At 63.6% G+C, this 15,497-nt stretch carries 14 protein-coding genes; 10 read left to right on the forward strand and 4 right to left on the reverse strand.

What is annotated here, in order from left to right; translation table 11 throughout:
• The first annotated feature begins 167 nt into the window (after positions 1-167).
• Positions 168-1,382, forward strand: coding sequence for a S8 family peptidase (locus CYJ22_RS00005; RefSeq protein WP_101600150.1), 1,215 nt, complete (start codon positions 168-170; stop codon positions 1,380-1,382).
• Between the two features lie 70 nt (positions 1,383-1,452).
• Here the strand turns inward: CYJ22_RS00005 and CYJ22_RS00010 are convergent, their stop codons facing one another.
• Positions 1,453-3,921, reverse strand: a complete 2,469-nt coding sequence (locus tag CYJ22_RS00010) for a DNA gyrase/topoisomerase IV subunit A (protein ID WP_101600152.1) — start codon at positions 3,919-3,921, stop codon at positions 1,453-1,455.
• A gap of 67 nt (positions 3,922-3,988) precedes the next feature.
• Here CYJ22_RS00010 and CYJ22_RS00015 point away from each other — a divergent pair, with 67 nt between their 5' ends.
• Positions 3,989-4,525, forward strand: a complete 537-nt coding sequence (locus CYJ22_RS00015; protein WP_101600154.1) for a DUF5998 family protein — start codon at positions 3,989-3,991, stop codon at positions 4,523-4,525.
• A complete protein-coding gene (locus CYJ22_RS00020) occupies positions 4,518-5,666 on the forward strand; it encodes an alkaline phosphatase family protein (protein WP_101600156.1) in 1,149 nt (382 codons plus the stop codon). The genes CYJ22_RS00015 and CYJ22_RS00020 overlap by 8 nt, the downstream gene beginning before the upstream one ends.
• 67 nt (positions 5,667-5,733) lie before the next feature.
• Here CYJ22_RS00020 and sepH read toward each other — a convergent pair whose 3' ends face one another.
• Positions 5,734-6,981 (reverse strand): septation protein SepH, encoded by a 1,248-nt coding sequence (gene sepH, locus CYJ22_RS00025; RefSeq protein WP_101600158.1) that lies wholly within the window; start codon positions 6,979-6,981, stop codon positions 5,734-5,736.
• 166 nt (positions 6,982-7,147) lie between these two features.
• Between sepH and CYJ22_RS00030 the strand changes: the two genes are divergently transcribed.
• From CYJ22_RS00030 to CYJ22_RS00045, 4 genes are read left to right on the forward strand one after another with little or no spacing between them, the layout of a single operon-like run.
• On the forward strand, positions 7,148-7,450 hold the full coding sequence (locus tag CYJ22_RS00030; protein WP_003792577.1) for a DUF4193 domain-containing protein: 303 nt from the start codon (positions 7,148-7,150) through the stop codon (positions 7,448-7,450).
• A 9-nt stretch (positions 7,451-7,459) separates the two neighbouring features.
• Positions 7,460-8,092: a DUF3710 domain-containing protein gene (locus CYJ22_RS00035; RefSeq protein ID WP_007590503.1), complete on the forward strand. Its 633-nt coding sequence runs from the start codon at positions 7,460-7,462 to the stop codon at positions 8,090-8,092.
• Position 8,093: 1 nt separating this feature from the next.
• On the forward strand, positions 8,094-8,474 hold the full coding sequence (locus CYJ22_RS00040; RefSeq protein WP_007590497.1) for an OB-fold nucleic acid binding domain-containing protein: 381 nt from the start codon (positions 8,094-8,096) through the stop codon (positions 8,472-8,474).
• Complete coding sequence (locus tag CYJ22_RS00045) at positions 8,474-9,142, forward strand: DUF3159 domain-containing protein (RefSeq protein ID WP_101600160.1); 669 nt, start codon at positions 8,474-8,476, stop codon at positions 9,140-9,142. Before CYJ22_RS00040 ends, CYJ22_RS00045 begins: the two co-directional genes overlap by 1 nt.
• Here the strand turns inward: CYJ22_RS00045 and CYJ22_RS00050 are convergent.
• Together CYJ22_RS00050 and CYJ22_RS00055 are read right to left on the reverse strand one after the other, a co-directional pair.
• A complete protein-coding gene (locus tag CYJ22_RS00050; RefSeq protein WP_007590488.1) occupies positions 9,091-9,789 on the reverse strand; it encodes a potassium channel family protein in 699 nt (232 codons plus the stop codon). The genes CYJ22_RS00045 and CYJ22_RS00050 overlap by 52 nt on opposite strands.
• A gap of 2 nt (positions 9,790-9,791) precedes the next feature.
• The gene (locus tag CYJ22_RS00055) at positions 9,792-10,442 is read right to left on the reverse strand and encodes a potassium channel family protein (protein WP_207760487.1); all 651 of its coding nucleotides are present in this window, start codon (positions 10,440-10,442) and stop codon (positions 9,792-9,794) included.
• A gap of 105 nt (positions 10,443-10,547) precedes the next feature.
• On the opposite strand from CYJ22_RS00055, the gene CYJ22_RS00060 reads away from it, so the two are divergent.
• From CYJ22_RS00060 to CYJ22_RS10070, 3 genes are read left to right on the forward strand one after another with little or no spacing between them, the layout of a single operon-like run.
• Positions 10,548-12,626, forward strand: a complete 2,079-nt coding sequence (locus CYJ22_RS00060; RefSeq protein WP_101600162.1) for an APC family permease — start codon at positions 10,548-10,550, stop codon at positions 12,624-12,626.
• Positions 12,623-13,975 carry a class I SAM-dependent RNA methyltransferase gene (locus tag CYJ22_RS00065; protein WP_101600165.1) on the forward strand — a complete coding sequence of 451 codons (1,353 nt, stop codon included), beginning with the start codon at positions 12,623-12,625 and terminating at the stop codon, positions 13,973-13,975. Before CYJ22_RS00060 ends, CYJ22_RS00065 begins: the two co-directional genes overlap by 4 nt.
• A gap of 56 nt (positions 13,976-14,031) precedes the next feature.
• Positions 14,032-15,348 carry a hypothetical protein gene (locus CYJ22_RS10070; protein WP_207760480.1) on the forward strand — a complete coding sequence of 439 codons (1,317 nt, stop codon included), beginning with the start codon at positions 14,032-14,034 and terminating at the stop codon, positions 15,346-15,348.
• Positions 15,349-15,497 lie beyond the last annotated feature (149 nt).

A 15,497-nucleotide genomic window follows, 5' to 3' on the forward strand; every position in this document is an offset into this window, starting at 1 on the left:
TCCGCACTCGGATTCCGAAACCTCAACCACTACATCACCCGAGCACTCCTCGAAACCGGAGGATTCAGACCCCAACTACACCCTCAATTATGAAGAGCCATCAATCCTCTCTCGCAGACGTACGGTTCGGATAAGGACATTGAGCCGGTGAGTCGAAAGAACGATGGATGGGATATCAGGCAATGGTGAATTCAGTGAATACCACTCGTTGCCTTCATCGGAGCAGTGTTGTTGTTGCATCTGCTGTCGCCCTCACGGCAGCGTCGCTTATTGTACCTGTCGCCCCGGCGCATGCGGCTGACCCTATTACTGCCGCTGACCAACCATATTTCACCTACTACCACCTTGACCAAGCCAGGGCGAAGGGCTACACGGGTAAAGGCGTAACGATTGCAATGATTGATGGACCGGTTGAGACTACTGCGCTAGAACTTGCCGGTGCATCGATCCAAGAAAAGGAAACTTGCTCAATTAACTCATCTTTGGCTTCCAAAAGCCACGGAACCTCGGTGGCTTCAATTCTGGTTTCCCCAAATTATGGTGTCGCCCCAGATGCAACCTTGCTGGCGTATCGGACAGGTTCCAAGCAGGATGGCGATCAACCTTCCTCCGACTGTATTGATGGTAGTTCGCGCATCAAGTACGGCTATGCATGGTTGCTGAACTCAGCAATGAACGATGGTGCGCAGATTATCAATTTGTCTTCCTCTAGTACGTCTCAAGAAAATGAGTTGAAATGGGCAATAGCACGCTCGATGGCTCAGGGAATTATCATTACTGCTTCTGCAGGTAATGAAGCGACCGATGGTAACGCGACTTCTCTCTCGCAGTGGTCGGGAGTAGTTGGCGTTTCTGCAATTGGGATTGATGATAGCAGGCAGGAGTATTCGTCCTGGGGACAGGGAGTTACTACCGCGGCTGTTGGAGGCCCACTTGCGGTACACGACTACGTAAGTGGGCAGGTCACACAAGTGTCGGGAACATCGGTCTCCGCCCCAATTGTTGCCGGAACCCTTGCCCTAGCCCGCCAGAAGTGGCCAAATGCGACCAGCAACCAGCTCCTGCAACTTCTCGTGAAGACAGGACTGAATCCCGATCACGGATGGAACCAATACACGGGATACGGTGCTATTGATCCCGCTGCCATGGTCAAGACGGATCCGAGTCAATTCCCCGATGAGAATCCGCTTGCCGATAAAGGGGGAGGCTCGAGTCCCACGCAGTCGGAAGTGCAACAGTACCTGGATGGCATTGTTGATCCGACGGAGATTGTTAACGACAACTCCTACACGTATCGAGGCCTTGATGAATCCAAGCTGACGGATCCGATGAACACCTCGGTTACCCACCTGGGAACAAGCCCTCGCTACCACGCGAAATAGTGTGTAGAGACGACGGTGAGGTGGCCGGGAGCAATCCCGGCCACCCCACCGTCATGACTAGAAGGGGGCGTCAGCCGATCGACGCGATCGCGAAGGTGATCGGCACGCCCGAGCCGTCGCGGCGCTCGTCCTCGGCGGGCAGTTCAATGGGCGAACCATCCGCGGACGCGGCGCGTGCCGGCTTCGTGCCCACCCACGCGATATCGAGTCGATCCTCACCGCGCAGGAAGCGCTGGCAGCGCACGCCCTGACCGCCTCGGCCCTTCGCCGGGTAGCACTCGAAAGGCGTCACCTTCACCGTCGTCTGGCCCGTGCCCGGCAGTGCGCCCAGAGCGGCGGCCACAGTCACGACGACGGCGTCGATGGGAGCCTCGACCACCCAGAAGCCCAAGGCCTCGGCACCGGCGTTCAGCTTCATACCCGCCATGCCGCCGGCCGTACGACCCTGCGGGCGAACCTTCGCAGCGGGGGTACGCAGCATCTGCGCGTCCGACGAAATAAACACCAGGTCCGCCTCGTCCGAGCAGCGATCGAAGCCCACTAGACGGTCACCATCCTCCAGGGCGATGACCTCCCACTCGTCGCGCTGCAGCACGTCCGGGCGCAGGCGCTTGACCGTGCCGCGAGCCGTGCCCATCGCGACCACATCGGTGCCCTCGGGATCGAGGAGACCAACGGCGGGAACGTCCGTGTGCAGCAGGAGTGACGCAGGCATCGCCCCGGCAAGGGACAGGCCCGTCTCAAAGCGGGGGAGTGCTGGCAGATCCACGACGTCGATGCGGTGGGCGATGCCGTCCTCCGTCACCACGGCTACCTGCGAGCGGGCCGTCGACGGCAGCTGCACGCGCCAGCCGTCCGACGCCGCGCGAGGTCCGGGCTCAAGGGGATCCCCGCCCTCGACGCGGGCGAGAGCCCCCGAGGAGGACAAAACCACGACGCACGGGTCGTCCGGGATCTGCAGGTCCAGGCCCTTGCCGGAACGCGACACCGACGGCAGGGCCGCCAGCGCGGCATCGTCGGACGCGGCTCCCACGGGCGTGCCCGTCGACGCAAGCAGCAGCGTGCGGCGCGGCGTGCCCAGGCGATCCGAGACCTCGCGCAGCTCCTTCTTCACGAGCGCGCGCAGTAACTCCGGATCCTCCAGTATCTCGCGCAGAGAGGCGATCTTCGCCAGCAGCTCATCGCGCTCGGTCTCCAGCTCGATGCGTGAGAACTTCGTGAGGCGGCGCAGGCGCAGCTCCAGGATGTAGTTGGCCTGGGCCTCGGACAGGTCGAAGGCCGTCATGAGGCGCTCGCGCGCGATCTCCGCGTCGTCGGAGGAGCGAATGATGGCGATAACATCGTCGATGTCCAGGATCGCGATGAGCAGGCCCTCGACCAGGTGCAGGCGATCCTCGCACTTCTTCAGGCGGAAGCGGCTGCGGCGCGTCGTGACATCAAGGCGGTGATCGAGGAAGACCTGCAGCATCTCCTTGAGGCCCAGCGTGCGCGGCTGGCCGCCTACGAGCGCCACCGCGTTGATCGAGAAGGAATCCTCCAGCGGCGTGCGCTGGTAGAGCTGCTGGAGCACGGCCTCGGGGTTGAAACCGTTCTTCACCTCGATGACCAAGCGCAGGCCGTGGATGCGGTCCGTGAGATTCTGAACCGAGGAAATACCCTTGAGGCGTCCTGCGTTCGCGTTTTCCTTGATCTTTTCGATGACCTTTTCGGGACCGACCATGTAGGGCAGCTGCGTGACGATAATGCCCATCTTGCGGGCGGTCACGCGCTCGATCTGGACTTTCGCGCGGGTCTTGAACGCGCCTCGGCCCGTCTCGTAGGCCTCCTTGATGCCCTCGAGACCCACGATGACGCCACCCTCAGGCAGGTCGGGACCCGGAATGTAGCGCATGAGGTCGGCGACGGACGCCGACGGGTTATCCAGCAGGTGAATGGCGCCCGCGATCGTCTCCGACAGGTTGTGCGGGGCGATATTCGTCGCCATACCCACGGCGATACCCGAGGCGCCGTTGACCAGCAGCTGCGGGAACGCGGCCGGCAGGACGTCCGGCTGCATGAACTGGTTGTCGTAGTTGGGGACGAAGTCGACCGTGTCCTCGTCCAGGCCCGTCACCAGGTCCAGCGCGGCGGGTGCCATGCGTGCCTCGGTGTAACGCGCGGCGGCCGGGCCGTCGTCCAGAGAGCCGAAGTTACCGTGCCCATCGACCAGGGGAACGCGCAGGTTGAAGGGCTGCGCGAGGCGCACCAAGGCCTCGTAAATCGCGGAATCGCCGTGCGGGTGGAGCTTACCCATGACCTCGCCGACCACGCGCTGGGACTTCACGTGTCCCTTGTCGGGGCGCAGCCCCATCTGATCCATCTGGAACAGGATGCGGCGCTGCACGGGCTTGAGGCCGTCGCGCGCGTCGGGGAGCGCGCGAGCGTAGATCACCGAGACGGCATACTCCAGGAAGGACCCACGCATCTCATCGGATACGTCGATCTCTGTGATGTTCTCGTCCTTCTCAGGGATGTCGACGACCTGGTCCTTCTTAGCCATACGCGCAATTATTGCGCGGCTTGGCGCTCATATCGACTGGCGCGCCGCTTCGGGGCACAATTGGGGCATGGACACATGGACCCGTATCGAACGTGGGGGCTTCTACCCCAAGGCCGTGCAGCGCGCGCTGCGCCGCGCTCTGGGCGCCGCGGAGCCGATCGTGACGCTGTGCCAGGTGGATACGGGTTTCGACCGCGGATCGGTATTCCGGCACCTGACGGTCGCCTCGCTGACGGACCGCGCCATCGTCCAGCTGCACGTCGATGAGATGGACGGCGGCTCTGCGACGATCGCGACGGCCGTGCATCGCGTCGGCGACATCGCCGGGTACTCCACGATGGAGGTTTACACGGATCCGGAGAACGCGAGCGGCCTGTCCGAAATGACGATTGCGCTGGACCTGAAGGGCGCGCGCCGCCTCGAGCTTGAGCCCGCCCGCTGCGACGACCCCAATTGCATGGCCGATCATGGCCTGGCGGGCACGTCCTTCCCCGACGACATGACCTTCCGTATCTCCGCGGCCGCCGATGGGCAGGACGCCCTCGACGAGGCCATGGTCTTCGTCGATCACCTTGCCACACTGATGGGGACCCGCAGTGAGTGAGCGCGAACTGACGCTGGACCTGCCTGGCGCCGACCTGCCCGGCGCGGGGGATCCTGTCATCACGGACGTTATCGCTGGCGCCCTCGCATCGATCGATTCAGCGCTGCCCGGCGCCTCGGCGCAGGCGGCCGACGCCCTCGGGATCGAGGCCGGGGCTGAGCAGGTGCTCCTCATCCTCGTGGACGGGCTTGGGTACGAGCTGATCCAGGATCACCTCGGGCATACGCCGACGCTGCGCCGCGTGAGGAACGATATTCGCTCGATCCACACGGTCGTCCCCTCGACGACGGCCGCGGCCATCACGGCATTCGGGACGGGGGCTCGCCCGGGTGCGACCAACATGGTGGGCTTTTCCGTCGCCTACGGTGGCGGCGTCATGAACCTGTTGGCCATGGAGGGTGGGCCCGCGCCCACCGAGTGGCAGCCCACCCCCACGTACTTTGAGCGCCTCGCAGCGGTTGGCGTGTCCTCGGCCGTCATCTCGCCCGCGCGTTTTGCGGGCTCCGGACTAACGGGTGCCGCACTGCGCGGAGCGCGTCACGTGCCTGCGGAGACGCTCGATGAGCGCGTGAGCGCCGCCCTGCGCGAGCTGCGCGCGGGAACGCCCGTGGTGTACCTCTACTGGTCCGAGATCGACCACGCCGGCCACGGCTCGGGCGTCGGCTCGGACAGCTGGATCGGTGGCCTCGAAGAGTTCGATGCGGGCCTCGCCCGGCTGTTGAGGTCGCTGCCCGCGGGCGTGCGCACCGTCATGACGGCCGATCATGGCATGATCAACGTCGACGCCACGCAGATCCTCGACGTCGCATCCACGCCCGCCCTGCGCGATGGCGTGCGCATCATCGCGGGAGAAACTCGCGCGGTGCACGTCCACGCCGAGGAAGGACGCGCCGACGAGGTGGAGGCGCGCTGGCGCGACGTCCTGGGGGAGAGCGCCTGGGTCGTGTCCGGTGACGACATCAGCACCCTTATCGGTGCGGGTGACGGCGCGTCGATTATCGGAGACTTCCTCGTTCTCGCACGAGGCCGGGGCGGAGTCGTCGACTCACGCACGCAAAGCGCTTCGGCGATTGCTATGCCCGGTGTGCACGGATCGCTCACCTCCACGGAAATGCGCATTCCCGTCATCGTCCTGTCGTAGGACGACAACGGGACATACGCGAAGCGGCCGCTTACTGATGTGAGCGGCCGCTTGACGTGTGAACGGTTTAGGACTTCGACCCGAAAAGAATCTCGTCCCAGCTGGGGACCGACCGGCGGGTCTTCTTCGAGGAAGCGCGCGCCATCCTCGAACCCGTCACTCCCTGAGCGGGAACGGACCCGGTCGCGCTCTCCTCTGCCTCGGCAGGTGCGGACTCAGCGGAATCGGGCGCCGACACGGCCTTCATGGGGATCGCGGGGGTCGCCTGCTCTTCGGCCTTTGGCTCCTCGCCCTTGTCCACGTCCGAAGACACGGGGGCATCGGAGAGCCACGGCAGCACGCCCGACGAGGCCGGGGCCTCGTTCTTCGGCGACCGCGAAGCCACGGGGATGGAGCCGGTTGCCGCGGGGCGAGCTGACGGAATCTGCCCGGTCGCGGGGAAGAGCGCGTCTTCGGAGGTCTGTGCCGGTGCCTCAGACTTCGTGCGCGCCGACGCGAGGGAATAGATGCGCGCGGAAATCGGGCCCGTCGACGTGTCGGGCTCCGTCGTGGGAGCCTCCTCCTCGCCAGCGATTGCGGCCAGGTACTCGGCTTCCTCGTCCACCTCGTCGTCCAGATCCAGGTCAATCTGCTGGCGCTTGCCGCGCACGGCGTTGAGCTGATCGACGATTGCCTCGCGGTTACGCAGATCCTCCTCGTCCGGATCCGGAGTGGGAGTGGGAGCCGTGCGAGGCAGGGGAGTGAAGATCGACGCCGTCGGAGAGACGGACACCTGCTCGGTCAGCCACTGAGCCTCTTGGTCGATAGCCTCCAGCGAGCCGGAATTCGACAGATGCCAATGGGCCGCATGCTCGGCGGCTCCCTGCACGAACGTCACGATGATTTGCCAGGGCTCCCCGGCCTCGCGGGTCGCAGCCCATTCCAGGGAAGCGGGGTCGACGCCGCGTGCGGCCAAGCGATCGACGACGAGATCACCCATCGTCGGACCACCCTCGCCGACGCGAACGGCGCGCGCACGGGTGAGCGCATAATCTTTTTCGGCCTGCACGGGAGCCTCAAAGCGCTCGACCGCGCTGACTTCCATTCCGTGTTCGGACGCAATGTCCTGAGGAGTTGCGCCAGCGCGCAGGAGGGCCTGAATGTCACGAGGAGCGAGGGTGGGGCGAGCGGGAGCAAGCTCCACCCGCGGACGGTCGCGGCGCGTCGCACCGCGGAGCTCGTCCGAGATCAACACCGAATAGCGTTCACCCTGGGCATCGGTGAGCACCAGGGACTCGCCATCGGCGCTGGTCCCGAGCAATTCGAGCTCAATCATCACTTCCTCCTCAAACGTCTAGGTCGAATCGTCTCAAATAATGCAAAGAATGTCGCGTAGCTGGGCGCGTGTCACACATACGATGGCACATTACTCTCACAAGTGTTATCCTCCCTGCGCATAGACCACTCGCGCAAACCGGCTCGAGAGGCGAAAGGGGAGAACCATGGCAACCGATTACGATGCGCCGCGCAAGAACGAAGACGAGGTCGCAGAGGACTCGATCGAGGAGCTGAAGTCCCGTCGCAACGACGCCGGCTCCGCCGAGATCGAGGAAGACGAGAACGAGGCCGCCGAGAATTTCGAGCTTCCTGGCGCTGACCTGTCAAAGGAAGAACTGACCGTTCACGTCGTTCCCCGTCAAGAAGACGAGTTCACCTGCTCGCAGTGCTTCCTCGTGCACCACGCGTCGCAGCTCGACCACGTGGACGCCAACGGCGCCCCCGTGTGCACCGAGTGCGCGATGTGAGGTAGGACGATGTTCGGACGCAACAAGAAGAACGCTGAAGAAGACATCGAAGAGGTCGAGGTCCTGCCTCGCCTCAGCGACGAAGATGCGGACATCTGGAGTGAGCCCGGTCCTCGCAACTACGGTGAGGTCGACGCCTCCGACGGCTACGTCGACATGGGATCCATCCTGTTCCCCGCGGTTCAGGGCATGCAGCTGCGCACGCAGGTCGCCGACGACGGAACGACCGTCCTGCAGATCCTCGTCGTTCTCGGTAGCTCCGGCATCCAGATGAGCGTCGCCGCCGCGCCCCGTTCCGGTGGCGTGTGGGAGGAACTGCGCGAAGAAATTCGCAAAGGCTTCGAAGACCAGGGCGCCAAGGTAGCCGACTACCCGACGCGCTACGGCAACGAGCTCCTCGTCGACATGCCAATGCAGATGCCCGACGGACGCTCCGCGACCTCGCGTATGCGCATCATCGGCCGCGAAGGCGACCGCTGGTTCGCCCGCATCGACATCCTCGGCCCCGCCGCCGCGAACGCGGAAGCCGGCGTCGAGATCGAAAAGGTCATCGACCGCATCATCGTGCGACGCGATGAGCACCCGCGCACACGCCTGGAGCTGCTCCCGGTACACCTGCCTGCGGGTGCCCAGGAAGCCTGACATGGCCTCGTGGATCGCTCGGGTGGGCGCGGCACTCGGTCTCGACAAGGACACGCGTTCCCTGGACGCTGCCCTTGACGAGGACTCGGCGCGCGCCGCCCGCGGGGTCACGCCCATCCGCGACGTGACCGACCGCTCTCATGTGCTCGTGTTCGGCACGCTGCTGGGTATGACGTACCCGCCCGAGGAGGGAGCCCAGCGCGTCCTCGTTGCGACCCTGTACGACGGTACTGACACCCTGGAGCTGCGCTGGCCTGGCCGCGCGTCCATTCCCGGGCTCAGCGTCGGCCAACGTCTCGAGGCCGAAGGCACCGTCGGTCGCGTGGGCGAACGCCTCGTCATCATTAACCCCCTCTATCGCGTGATCGCGGGGGAAGGCTGATGCCGACCCCACGCTGGATGAGTCAGGCAACCTCCGATGACTTCTCGTGGTCCGACGCGCTCGGAGGCACGCGCGGCGTCATCGAAGCTACCGCACCCGGCCTCGTGTTCGTTGTCGTGTACGTGGCCACGCGTGCGCTCGTCCCCACGCTGATCGCGGCATCGTGCGTCGCGCTTCTTGCCTGCGTGATCCGCCTCGTTCAACGCCAGGGGCTCCAACAGGCACTGTCCGGGCTGTTCGGTGTCGCCATCGGCGTCATCTTCGCGGCCGCGACGGGGCGCGGAGAGAATTACTTCGCGTGGGGTATTGTCACGAACATCGCCATGGCCCTCGTATTCGCCGTGTCCGTTCTGCTCAGGAGGGGCCTCGTCGCCCAGTTCTACGGCCCGCTGACCGGACTGCCCAAGGGGTGGCAGTCAGACCCCACGTACGCGGACCTGCGCCGCAGCTGCAGCTTGCTGACGTGGATGTGGGCCGGTATCTTCGCGCTGCGCGTTGCCGTTCAGGCGCCCCTCTGGCTCGGCGGACAGGTCGCGGCGCTCGGCGTGGCCAAGCTGATCCTCGGCCTGCCGCTCTTCGGGCTCGGCGCCTGGGCCACGTGGTGGGGCCTGCGCCGTTACTCCTCGTCCTCCGATGATTCCTCCGACTCCGGGGAAGCGACCAACTGACGCAGGTCCTCCAGCTCGGCGGTGTCCGCATCGGGCACGAGAAGCAGAAGCTCATCGGAGGCCTCGAACACGTCGTCGGCGCTTGGCGTGATCGGACGGCCGTCGCGTAGGAGCGCGGCGAGGACCGAACGGGCCGGCAGCGCCAGGGAATGGACGCGCTTGCCCACAACCGGGGAATCCTCGGGCAGGATGAGCGCGTGCATCGACACGGCGGCCGTGTTGAAGGAGAACAGGCGCACCGGAACGCCCACCGACACCGCCTCCTCGACGAGGGATGTCATAATGCGCGGCGTCGACACGGACACATCCACGCCCCACGCCTGATCGAACAGCCACTCGTTCTTCGGGTTGTTCAGGCGAGCAACCACGCGGGGGACCGCGAATTCGGTCTTGGCCAGCAGGGAGATGACCAGGTTCGCCTTGTCGTCGCCGGTCGCGGCGACCATCACGTCGGCCTCGTCCACGCCTGCGTCGTGCAGCGCGTCAGGCGAGCACGCGTCGGCGAGCACCCAGTCCGCGTCTGCCACGGACGAGATGCGCAGCTTCTCGGGCATGTTGTCGATCAGGGTGATGTCGTGTCCGTGAGCGAGCAGTTCCAGGGCGACGCTGCGGCCCACCGATCCGGCTCCAGCAATCACAATCTTCATGCTCACACCTCCGTCTTGGGCGAGTTAGCCAACTGGTCGCGCAACTGCGCGGTCTCGGTCCCGTTGATCGCGAAGTACAGCTGATCATGCTCCTGGACCACGAGGTCCGGCGACGCGGTGCGGATGGATCCCAAGCGCGATGTGAAGACGATGCGGCAGCCCGTGAGCTCCTCGACGACCTGGAAACTCAGGCCGTACCATCCGGGGGAAGGTGTCGCGTTCACGAGGCCGACCTCGCCGGTTGGGTGGGACCAGATGAGCGATGCATCCGGAGGGAGCAGGCGGCGCATCACCGACTCGGTGGTGCGCTGCACCGAGGCGACCGTCGGAATGCCGAGGCGCTCGTACAGATAGGCGCGCGTCGGGTCGTAGATGCGCGCGACCACGTGCTCGACGTGGAAGACCTCACGTGCGACGCGCGCGGCGATAATGTTCGAGTTATCACCCGATGAGACGGCCGCAAACGCGTACGCATCCTTGATGTTCGCTTGACGCAGGCAGTCGCGGTCCATGCCCACGCCCGTCACGCGACGACCGGAAAAGTCCGGCGACAGGCGAGAGAAAGCCTTGGAATCCTGGTCAATAACCGCCACGGAATGGCCCGCAGCGTCCAACGTCGATGCCAGGCGAGCGCCGACGCGCCCGCAACCCATGATCACAAAGTGCACGACTACCAAACTACTCCGGTCCTCGCGTAATAGCCATGCGTGTGCTTCGGCGCTGCCACTGGACCGTCAGGTGGACTACGCTTAACAACCGTGACGAACTTGTTGGCCTACGCAAAGCGCGTGCTCATCGGGCGCCCGATGCGATCGGACGCGATGGGCCACCAGCTTCTCCCCAAACGCATCGCCCTGCCGATCTTCGCGTCGGACGCTCTCTCCTCGGTCGCCTACGCGCCCGACGAAGTCCTCCTTACCCTCGCACTCGCCGGTTCGATGGCCGCGCTTCAGTCCGTGTGGGTGGGCGTCGTCGTCGCGATCGTGCTTGCGGTCGTGGTCGCGTCGTACCGTCAGACGGTGCACGCCTACCCGTCGGGCGGTGGCGATTACGAGGTCGTGACCACGAACCTGGGGCGTTCCTGGGGTCTGCTCGTTGCCTCGGCCCTGCTGGTCGACTACATTCTCACGGTTGCCGTCTCGATCTCATCGGGCGCGAACTACATCACGACCGCCGTCCCGGCTCTCCTCGGTCATGAGGTGCCGATCGCGGTAGCGCTCGTCGTCATCCTGGCCACTCTGAACCTGCGCGGCACGCGCGAGGCCGGCGGAGCATTCGCCGTGCCCACGTATCTGTACATGGGGGCCATCGGCCTCATGGTCGTCGTTGGTTTTGCGAAGATGGCGACGGGACACCTGGGTGCCGCCCCGACGGCCGCTTACGACCTCGTCGCTGCTCCCGCTCACGCCGACGGCCTCGCCGGACTCGCGGGAGCCTTCCTGCTCATGCGCGCGTTCTCCTCGGGCTGCGCGGCTCTCACCGGCGTTGAGGCCATCTCCAACGGCGTGCCCATGTTCCGCCGCCCCAAGTCCCGCAACGCGGCGACCACGCTGGCGATGCTCGGTCTGATTGCCGCCTCAATGATGATCTCGATCCTTGTGCTGGCGCGCGCGACCGGCGTGAAAATCGTCGACGACGCCGCCACCCAGCTGACCTACCAGGGCGCGCCCGTCCCGGAGAACACACCGATCGATCCGGCGATCTCGCAGATCGCCTCCGCAGTGTTCGGTCAGGGATCGATCCTCTTCATTCTCATTACGGTCGTCACCGGATTCATCCTCGTACTCGCTGGGAACACGGCGTTCAACGGCTTCCCGACCCTGGCCTCGGTTCTGTCGCGTGACTCTTTCCTGCCGCACCAGATGGTGCGACGCGGCGACCGTCTGTCGTACTCGAACGGCATCGTCGTTCTGACGGTCGCCGCGATCGCGCTGATCGTCGGCTTCCAAGCGCAGACGACGCGCCTCATCCAGCTCTACGTCGTCGGCGTCTTCATCTCCTTCACGCTCTCGCAGCTGGGCATGATCAAGCACTGGAACAAGCAGCTCCGCTCGCGCCAGTCGGGCCAGGAGCGTATGACCGTCCTGCGCTCGCGTGCCGTCAACATCGTTGGCTTCATGATGACCGGCATCGTGCTCATCATCGTCCTGGCCACGAAGTTCACGCACGGCGCGTGGATCACCCTGCTGATGATCGCTGTTGCCTTCGGTATCCAGATTTCGATTCACCGCCACTACGAGACGATCCGCTCGCAGCTGAGCGTGGACGACTGGAACGCGCGCCGCGCCCTGCCGACCCGCGTGCGCGCCCTCGTCCTCGTGTCCTCGCTGTCACGCCCCGCCATGCGAGCGATCGCGGCGGCTCGTGCCTCCTCGCCGACGTCGATCGAGCTCGTTTCCGTCGTCGCCGACGATGAGGAAGAAAACAAGATTCTGCGCCAGTGGAAGGCCTCCGGCGTTCCCGTGCCGCTGACGCTCCTGTCCGCGCCCTACCGTGACATCGCCTCGGTCATCCTGCAGTACGTGCGCGGGCGTCGTCGCGCGATGCCCACCGAGATGCTTGTGGTCTACATGCCGCAGTTCCTCGTCACCCACTGGTGGGAGAACTTTGTGCACAATCAGTCGGCCCTGCGTCTGCGCGCCGCGCTCCTCGGTGTTCCCGGCGTGGTCATCACGATCGTCCCGTGGCAGCTTGGTGAGGACGACGTCGTGGAAGGCCGACAGCGCGTCAATGATCCGTTCTCGCGGGTCGCAGCACCGGCCTCCGGAGACTCGAAGACCCGAACCGAGCAGCCCGGCGGCACTCGCAGCGAAAGCCCCGCCGAGGAGAACGAATGAGTCCCCGTCCGTCCCGCCGTCGTCCCTCTCCGCTCCGTCGCACGGCATCCGCTCAGCCCCGCGAGGGGATCGGCGAGGTCCTCCAGCTGACCGTTGGCGAGCCTGCCCACGGTGGCGCGTGTGTCGCCCGCGATGAGAGTGGTCGCGTCGTCTTCGTACGCCACGCGGCACCCGGCGAGATCGTCCGCGCGCGGGTGACCGCCGTCCAGAAGAAGCTCGCGTGGGCGGATGCCATTGAGGTCGTTGAGGCCTCGGCCGACCGCGTCGAGTCCGTCTGGCCCCAGGCCGGTCCGGGAGGCGTCGGAGGCGGGGAGCTCGCGCACCTGACCCCGGCTGCTCAGCGCGATTGGAAGTCCCGCGTGATTGCCGGGCAGCTGCGTCGCGTGGGCGGCGAGGCCCTGTCCGAGGCCGTGGACGCCCTCGGTGGAGTGCGTGTCGCTCCTGCGCCCGGTGACGAGGATCCGGGCGATTCGCTCACCGGTCGTCGCTCGCGCATTGACGTCGTTATCGACGCGGATGGCCGCGCCGGGATGCACGAGTTCCGCGGTCGCCGCGTGATCGCGCTCGAGGACATGCCGCTGGCTGTCCCCGCGATCCGCGAACTCGGACTCTTCGATCAGGACACGCCGTGGCGTCGCCTGTGGAAGCCGGGTGACCGCGTGCGCGCGGTGGCCCCCTCAGGCGGCGATCCGGTCGTTCTCATCGGCGAGGACACGTACGCCGCCGACGGCGTGCGCATCGACGCCGACGTGTTGCGCTGGAATGTGCCCGTCGGCTCCGGCGTTGAGTCGTACTACGTGCGTCCCTCCGGCTTCTGGCAGACGCATGTGCGCGGCGCTGAGGTGCTTGCGAACGCCGTGCTGACTGCTGCGTTCGGCGCGGGCGAGGCCGGGGCTGGGCGTGCGGTCATGGAGCTGTACTCGGGCGCGGGTCTATTTTCCGTGCCGCTCGTGCGCGCCGTCGGCGAGTCGGGGCGCGTTGTGACGCTCGAGGGTGACGAGGGCGCCGTGCGTGACGCCGGCGAGAACCTTGCTGCCTTCGACTGGGTGGACGCGTTCGCCGGAAACGTTGATCGTGAGGGAGTCGTCGACCTGTCGGGCCAGCTGGGAACGGTGCCGGACGTTGTCGTGGCTGACCCGCCGCGTGCCGGCGCGGGAGCCGAGGTGTGCGTGGCAATCGCCGCCACGGGTGCCCCTCGTGTCGTCCTGGTGTCATGCGACCCGGCGGCGGGCGCACGCGACCTGCGTACCCTCACCGAGGCCGGATACGAGCTCGAGTCACTGCAGGCCTGGGATCTCTTCCCGCACACTCACCATGTGGAGTGCGTATCTGTGTTGACACGATCTTGATATGGTGGACCCATCAACGGTGATGGAAACTCTAGATGGAGATAAAGCATATGCGGATGAAAATTATTGCGCGTAAGTTCATCATGCCCATTGTGTTTTCGATAACTCTCCATTTATGGGCGCCAGGATTAGAAATATTTCGTGATTCTAGTGCACATTCGCCGGGAGTGAGCTTGTTCCTGCTAATTGTTGTGCGGTGTATTGGGTTGCTTGTTGTTTTGTCCGTGTGGGAAGTGCTTATTAAGCAAGTATATGTAAACTGCTCTTCTCGCATCCGGCGTTGGGGTCGTCGAGCAATTTTAAAAGGTAGTGCGTATGGCGCTTTGGTGGCAATTCGTCTAGATCATTGTCTTGGGCAGCTAACCTTTCTGCTTTGTCAAGGGTGGGACTATTTTGATGATGCTAGTTATGATCGTGTTTGGCGGGGGCTGTCATCGTGGTCTGTGCGCGCTGGATTGGCGAGGGTTGCGCGGATGCTGTTTTCTGTTCCAGTCTGTCTGTCCGTTATGTCAGCGTATTTTGCGCTGGGGGCATGTGAATTTCCTGTCTTGCAATACTGTCGTGAAATAATTGATCCGATTAAAGGATCTATTTCCTTGGGGCAGTTACTTAATGTTGTTTTGGTAAAAGTGCCTGCAATATTGGCTTTGCTTCCTATATTTTCAATTGTATTCTATTTGTACTTTTATAGTCATAAGCGTGATGTAAGAAGATTGGTTGAAAAAGAGAGTATTGTCTATCGTAAAGAAGTGGTATTCTCGTATGAAGAGCTACTCTTCTGGTTTGAGCGAAATGCTTATGATATTTGTCTGAATTTTGAGTATCTTGTTGGTGTTCGTTCGTCGCTTGTTGAATTGCAAATGCGGCGGTTGTTTTCCGATTCGCAGTCTTTTGATGATGTTGAGTTTCCGAGGGTGGATGAGTTTAATGATGATGTTTTCAAGGAGGAGTTTAATGGGTATGGCTTCTTGGAAAATGTTGACTTGCAGGAATTGTGCGATATTATTGAAAGATTGTCCGGTGATAAGCTGGAACGTTTCGTAAGGGCGTTCTCTGTCTATGACGAAGATATATGGGATTTATATTATCATGGCTTTCGGAAACTAAATTCTGTCGAAACTGCCGAGCGTTCTCTCTTCACAAAAGGCGGAGTTCGTTCATGGATTGAGGGGGAGGGGCCTTGTGTTGGAGTGGTTGACCAAGATGTGATCGACAGGCGCAAAAAGAAGGTTGAATGGTCTTTAGCATCGGGAATTTACGCAGGACTCGAGTTGCTCTTTTCTATCGATAGGGCGATGACTTCGCTGAGGCGATACCTTTACTCATCGCGCACTGAGACGTTCATCCTAAAGGTTCTGAGCCGCGACAAATAAGCCCATTTTGTCCGCAATCGATTACTTCAGCCTCATCAGAGCATTTTCGCGGCAGGCCAGCTCGGTATGGCTGCTTGAACCCATGCAATTCCGCATGCAATTCCCTTGCGGACCGCATCGATCCGATACGAACTGACGCTACTGTGCCG

The organism is Schaalia odontolytica, from assembly GCF_002847525.1.
Lineage (GTDB): Bacteria > Actinomycetota > Actinomycetes > Actinomycetales > Actinomycetaceae > Pauljensenia > Pauljensenia odontolytica_B.

What these genes read in the sequence shown, in the direction of transcription:
- CYJ22_RS00005 (WP_101600150.1), top strand. Translation starts at nt 168, where the DNA reads ATGGGATATCAGGCAATGGTGAATTCAGTGAATACCACTCGTTGCCTT.
- CYJ22_RS00010 (WP_101600152.1), bottom strand. Translation starts at nt 3,921, where the DNA reads ATGGCTAAGAAGGACCAGGTCGTCGACATCCCTGAGAAGGACGAGAAC.
- CYJ22_RS00015 (WP_101600154.1), top strand. Translation starts at nt 3,989, where the DNA reads ATGGACACATGGACCCGTATCGAACGTGGGGGCTTCTACCCCAAGGCC.
- sepH (WP_101600158.1), bottom strand. Translation starts at nt 6,981, where the DNA reads ATGATTGAGCTCGAATTGCTCGGGACCAGCGCCGATGGCGAGTCCCTG.
- CYJ22_RS00030 (WP_003792577.1), top strand. Translation starts at nt 7,148, where the DNA reads ATGGCAACCGATTACGATGCGCCGCGCAAGAACGAAGACGAGGTCGCA.
- CYJ22_RS00035 (WP_007590503.1), top strand. Translation starts at nt 7,460, where the DNA reads ATGTTCGGACGCAACAAGAAGAACGCTGAAGAAGACATCGAAGAGGTC.
- CYJ22_RS00040 (WP_007590497.1), top strand. Translation starts at nt 8,094, where the DNA reads ATGGCCTCGTGGATCGCTCGGGTGGGCGCGGCACTCGGTCTCGACAAG.
- CYJ22_RS00045 (WP_101600160.1), top strand. Translation starts at nt 8,474, where the DNA reads ATGCCGACCCCACGCTGGATGAGTCAGGCAACCTCCGATGACTTCTCG.
- CYJ22_RS00050 (WP_007590488.1), bottom strand. Translation starts at nt 9,789, where the DNA reads ATGAAGATTGTGATTGCTGGAGCCGGATCGGTGGGCCGCAGCGTCGCC.
- CYJ22_RS00055 (WP_207760487.1), bottom strand. Translation starts at nt 10,442, where the DNA reads ATGGGTTGCGGGCGCGTCGGCGCTCGCCTGGCATCGACGTTGGACGCT.
- CYJ22_RS00065 (WP_101600165.1), top strand. Translation starts at nt 12,623, where the DNA reads ATGAGTCCCCGTCCGTCCCGCCGTCGTCCCTCTCCGCTCCGTCGCACG.
- CYJ22_RS10070 (WP_207760480.1), top strand. Translation starts at nt 14,032, where the DNA reads ATGAAAATTATTGCGCGTAAGTTCATCATGCCCATTGTGTTTTCGATA.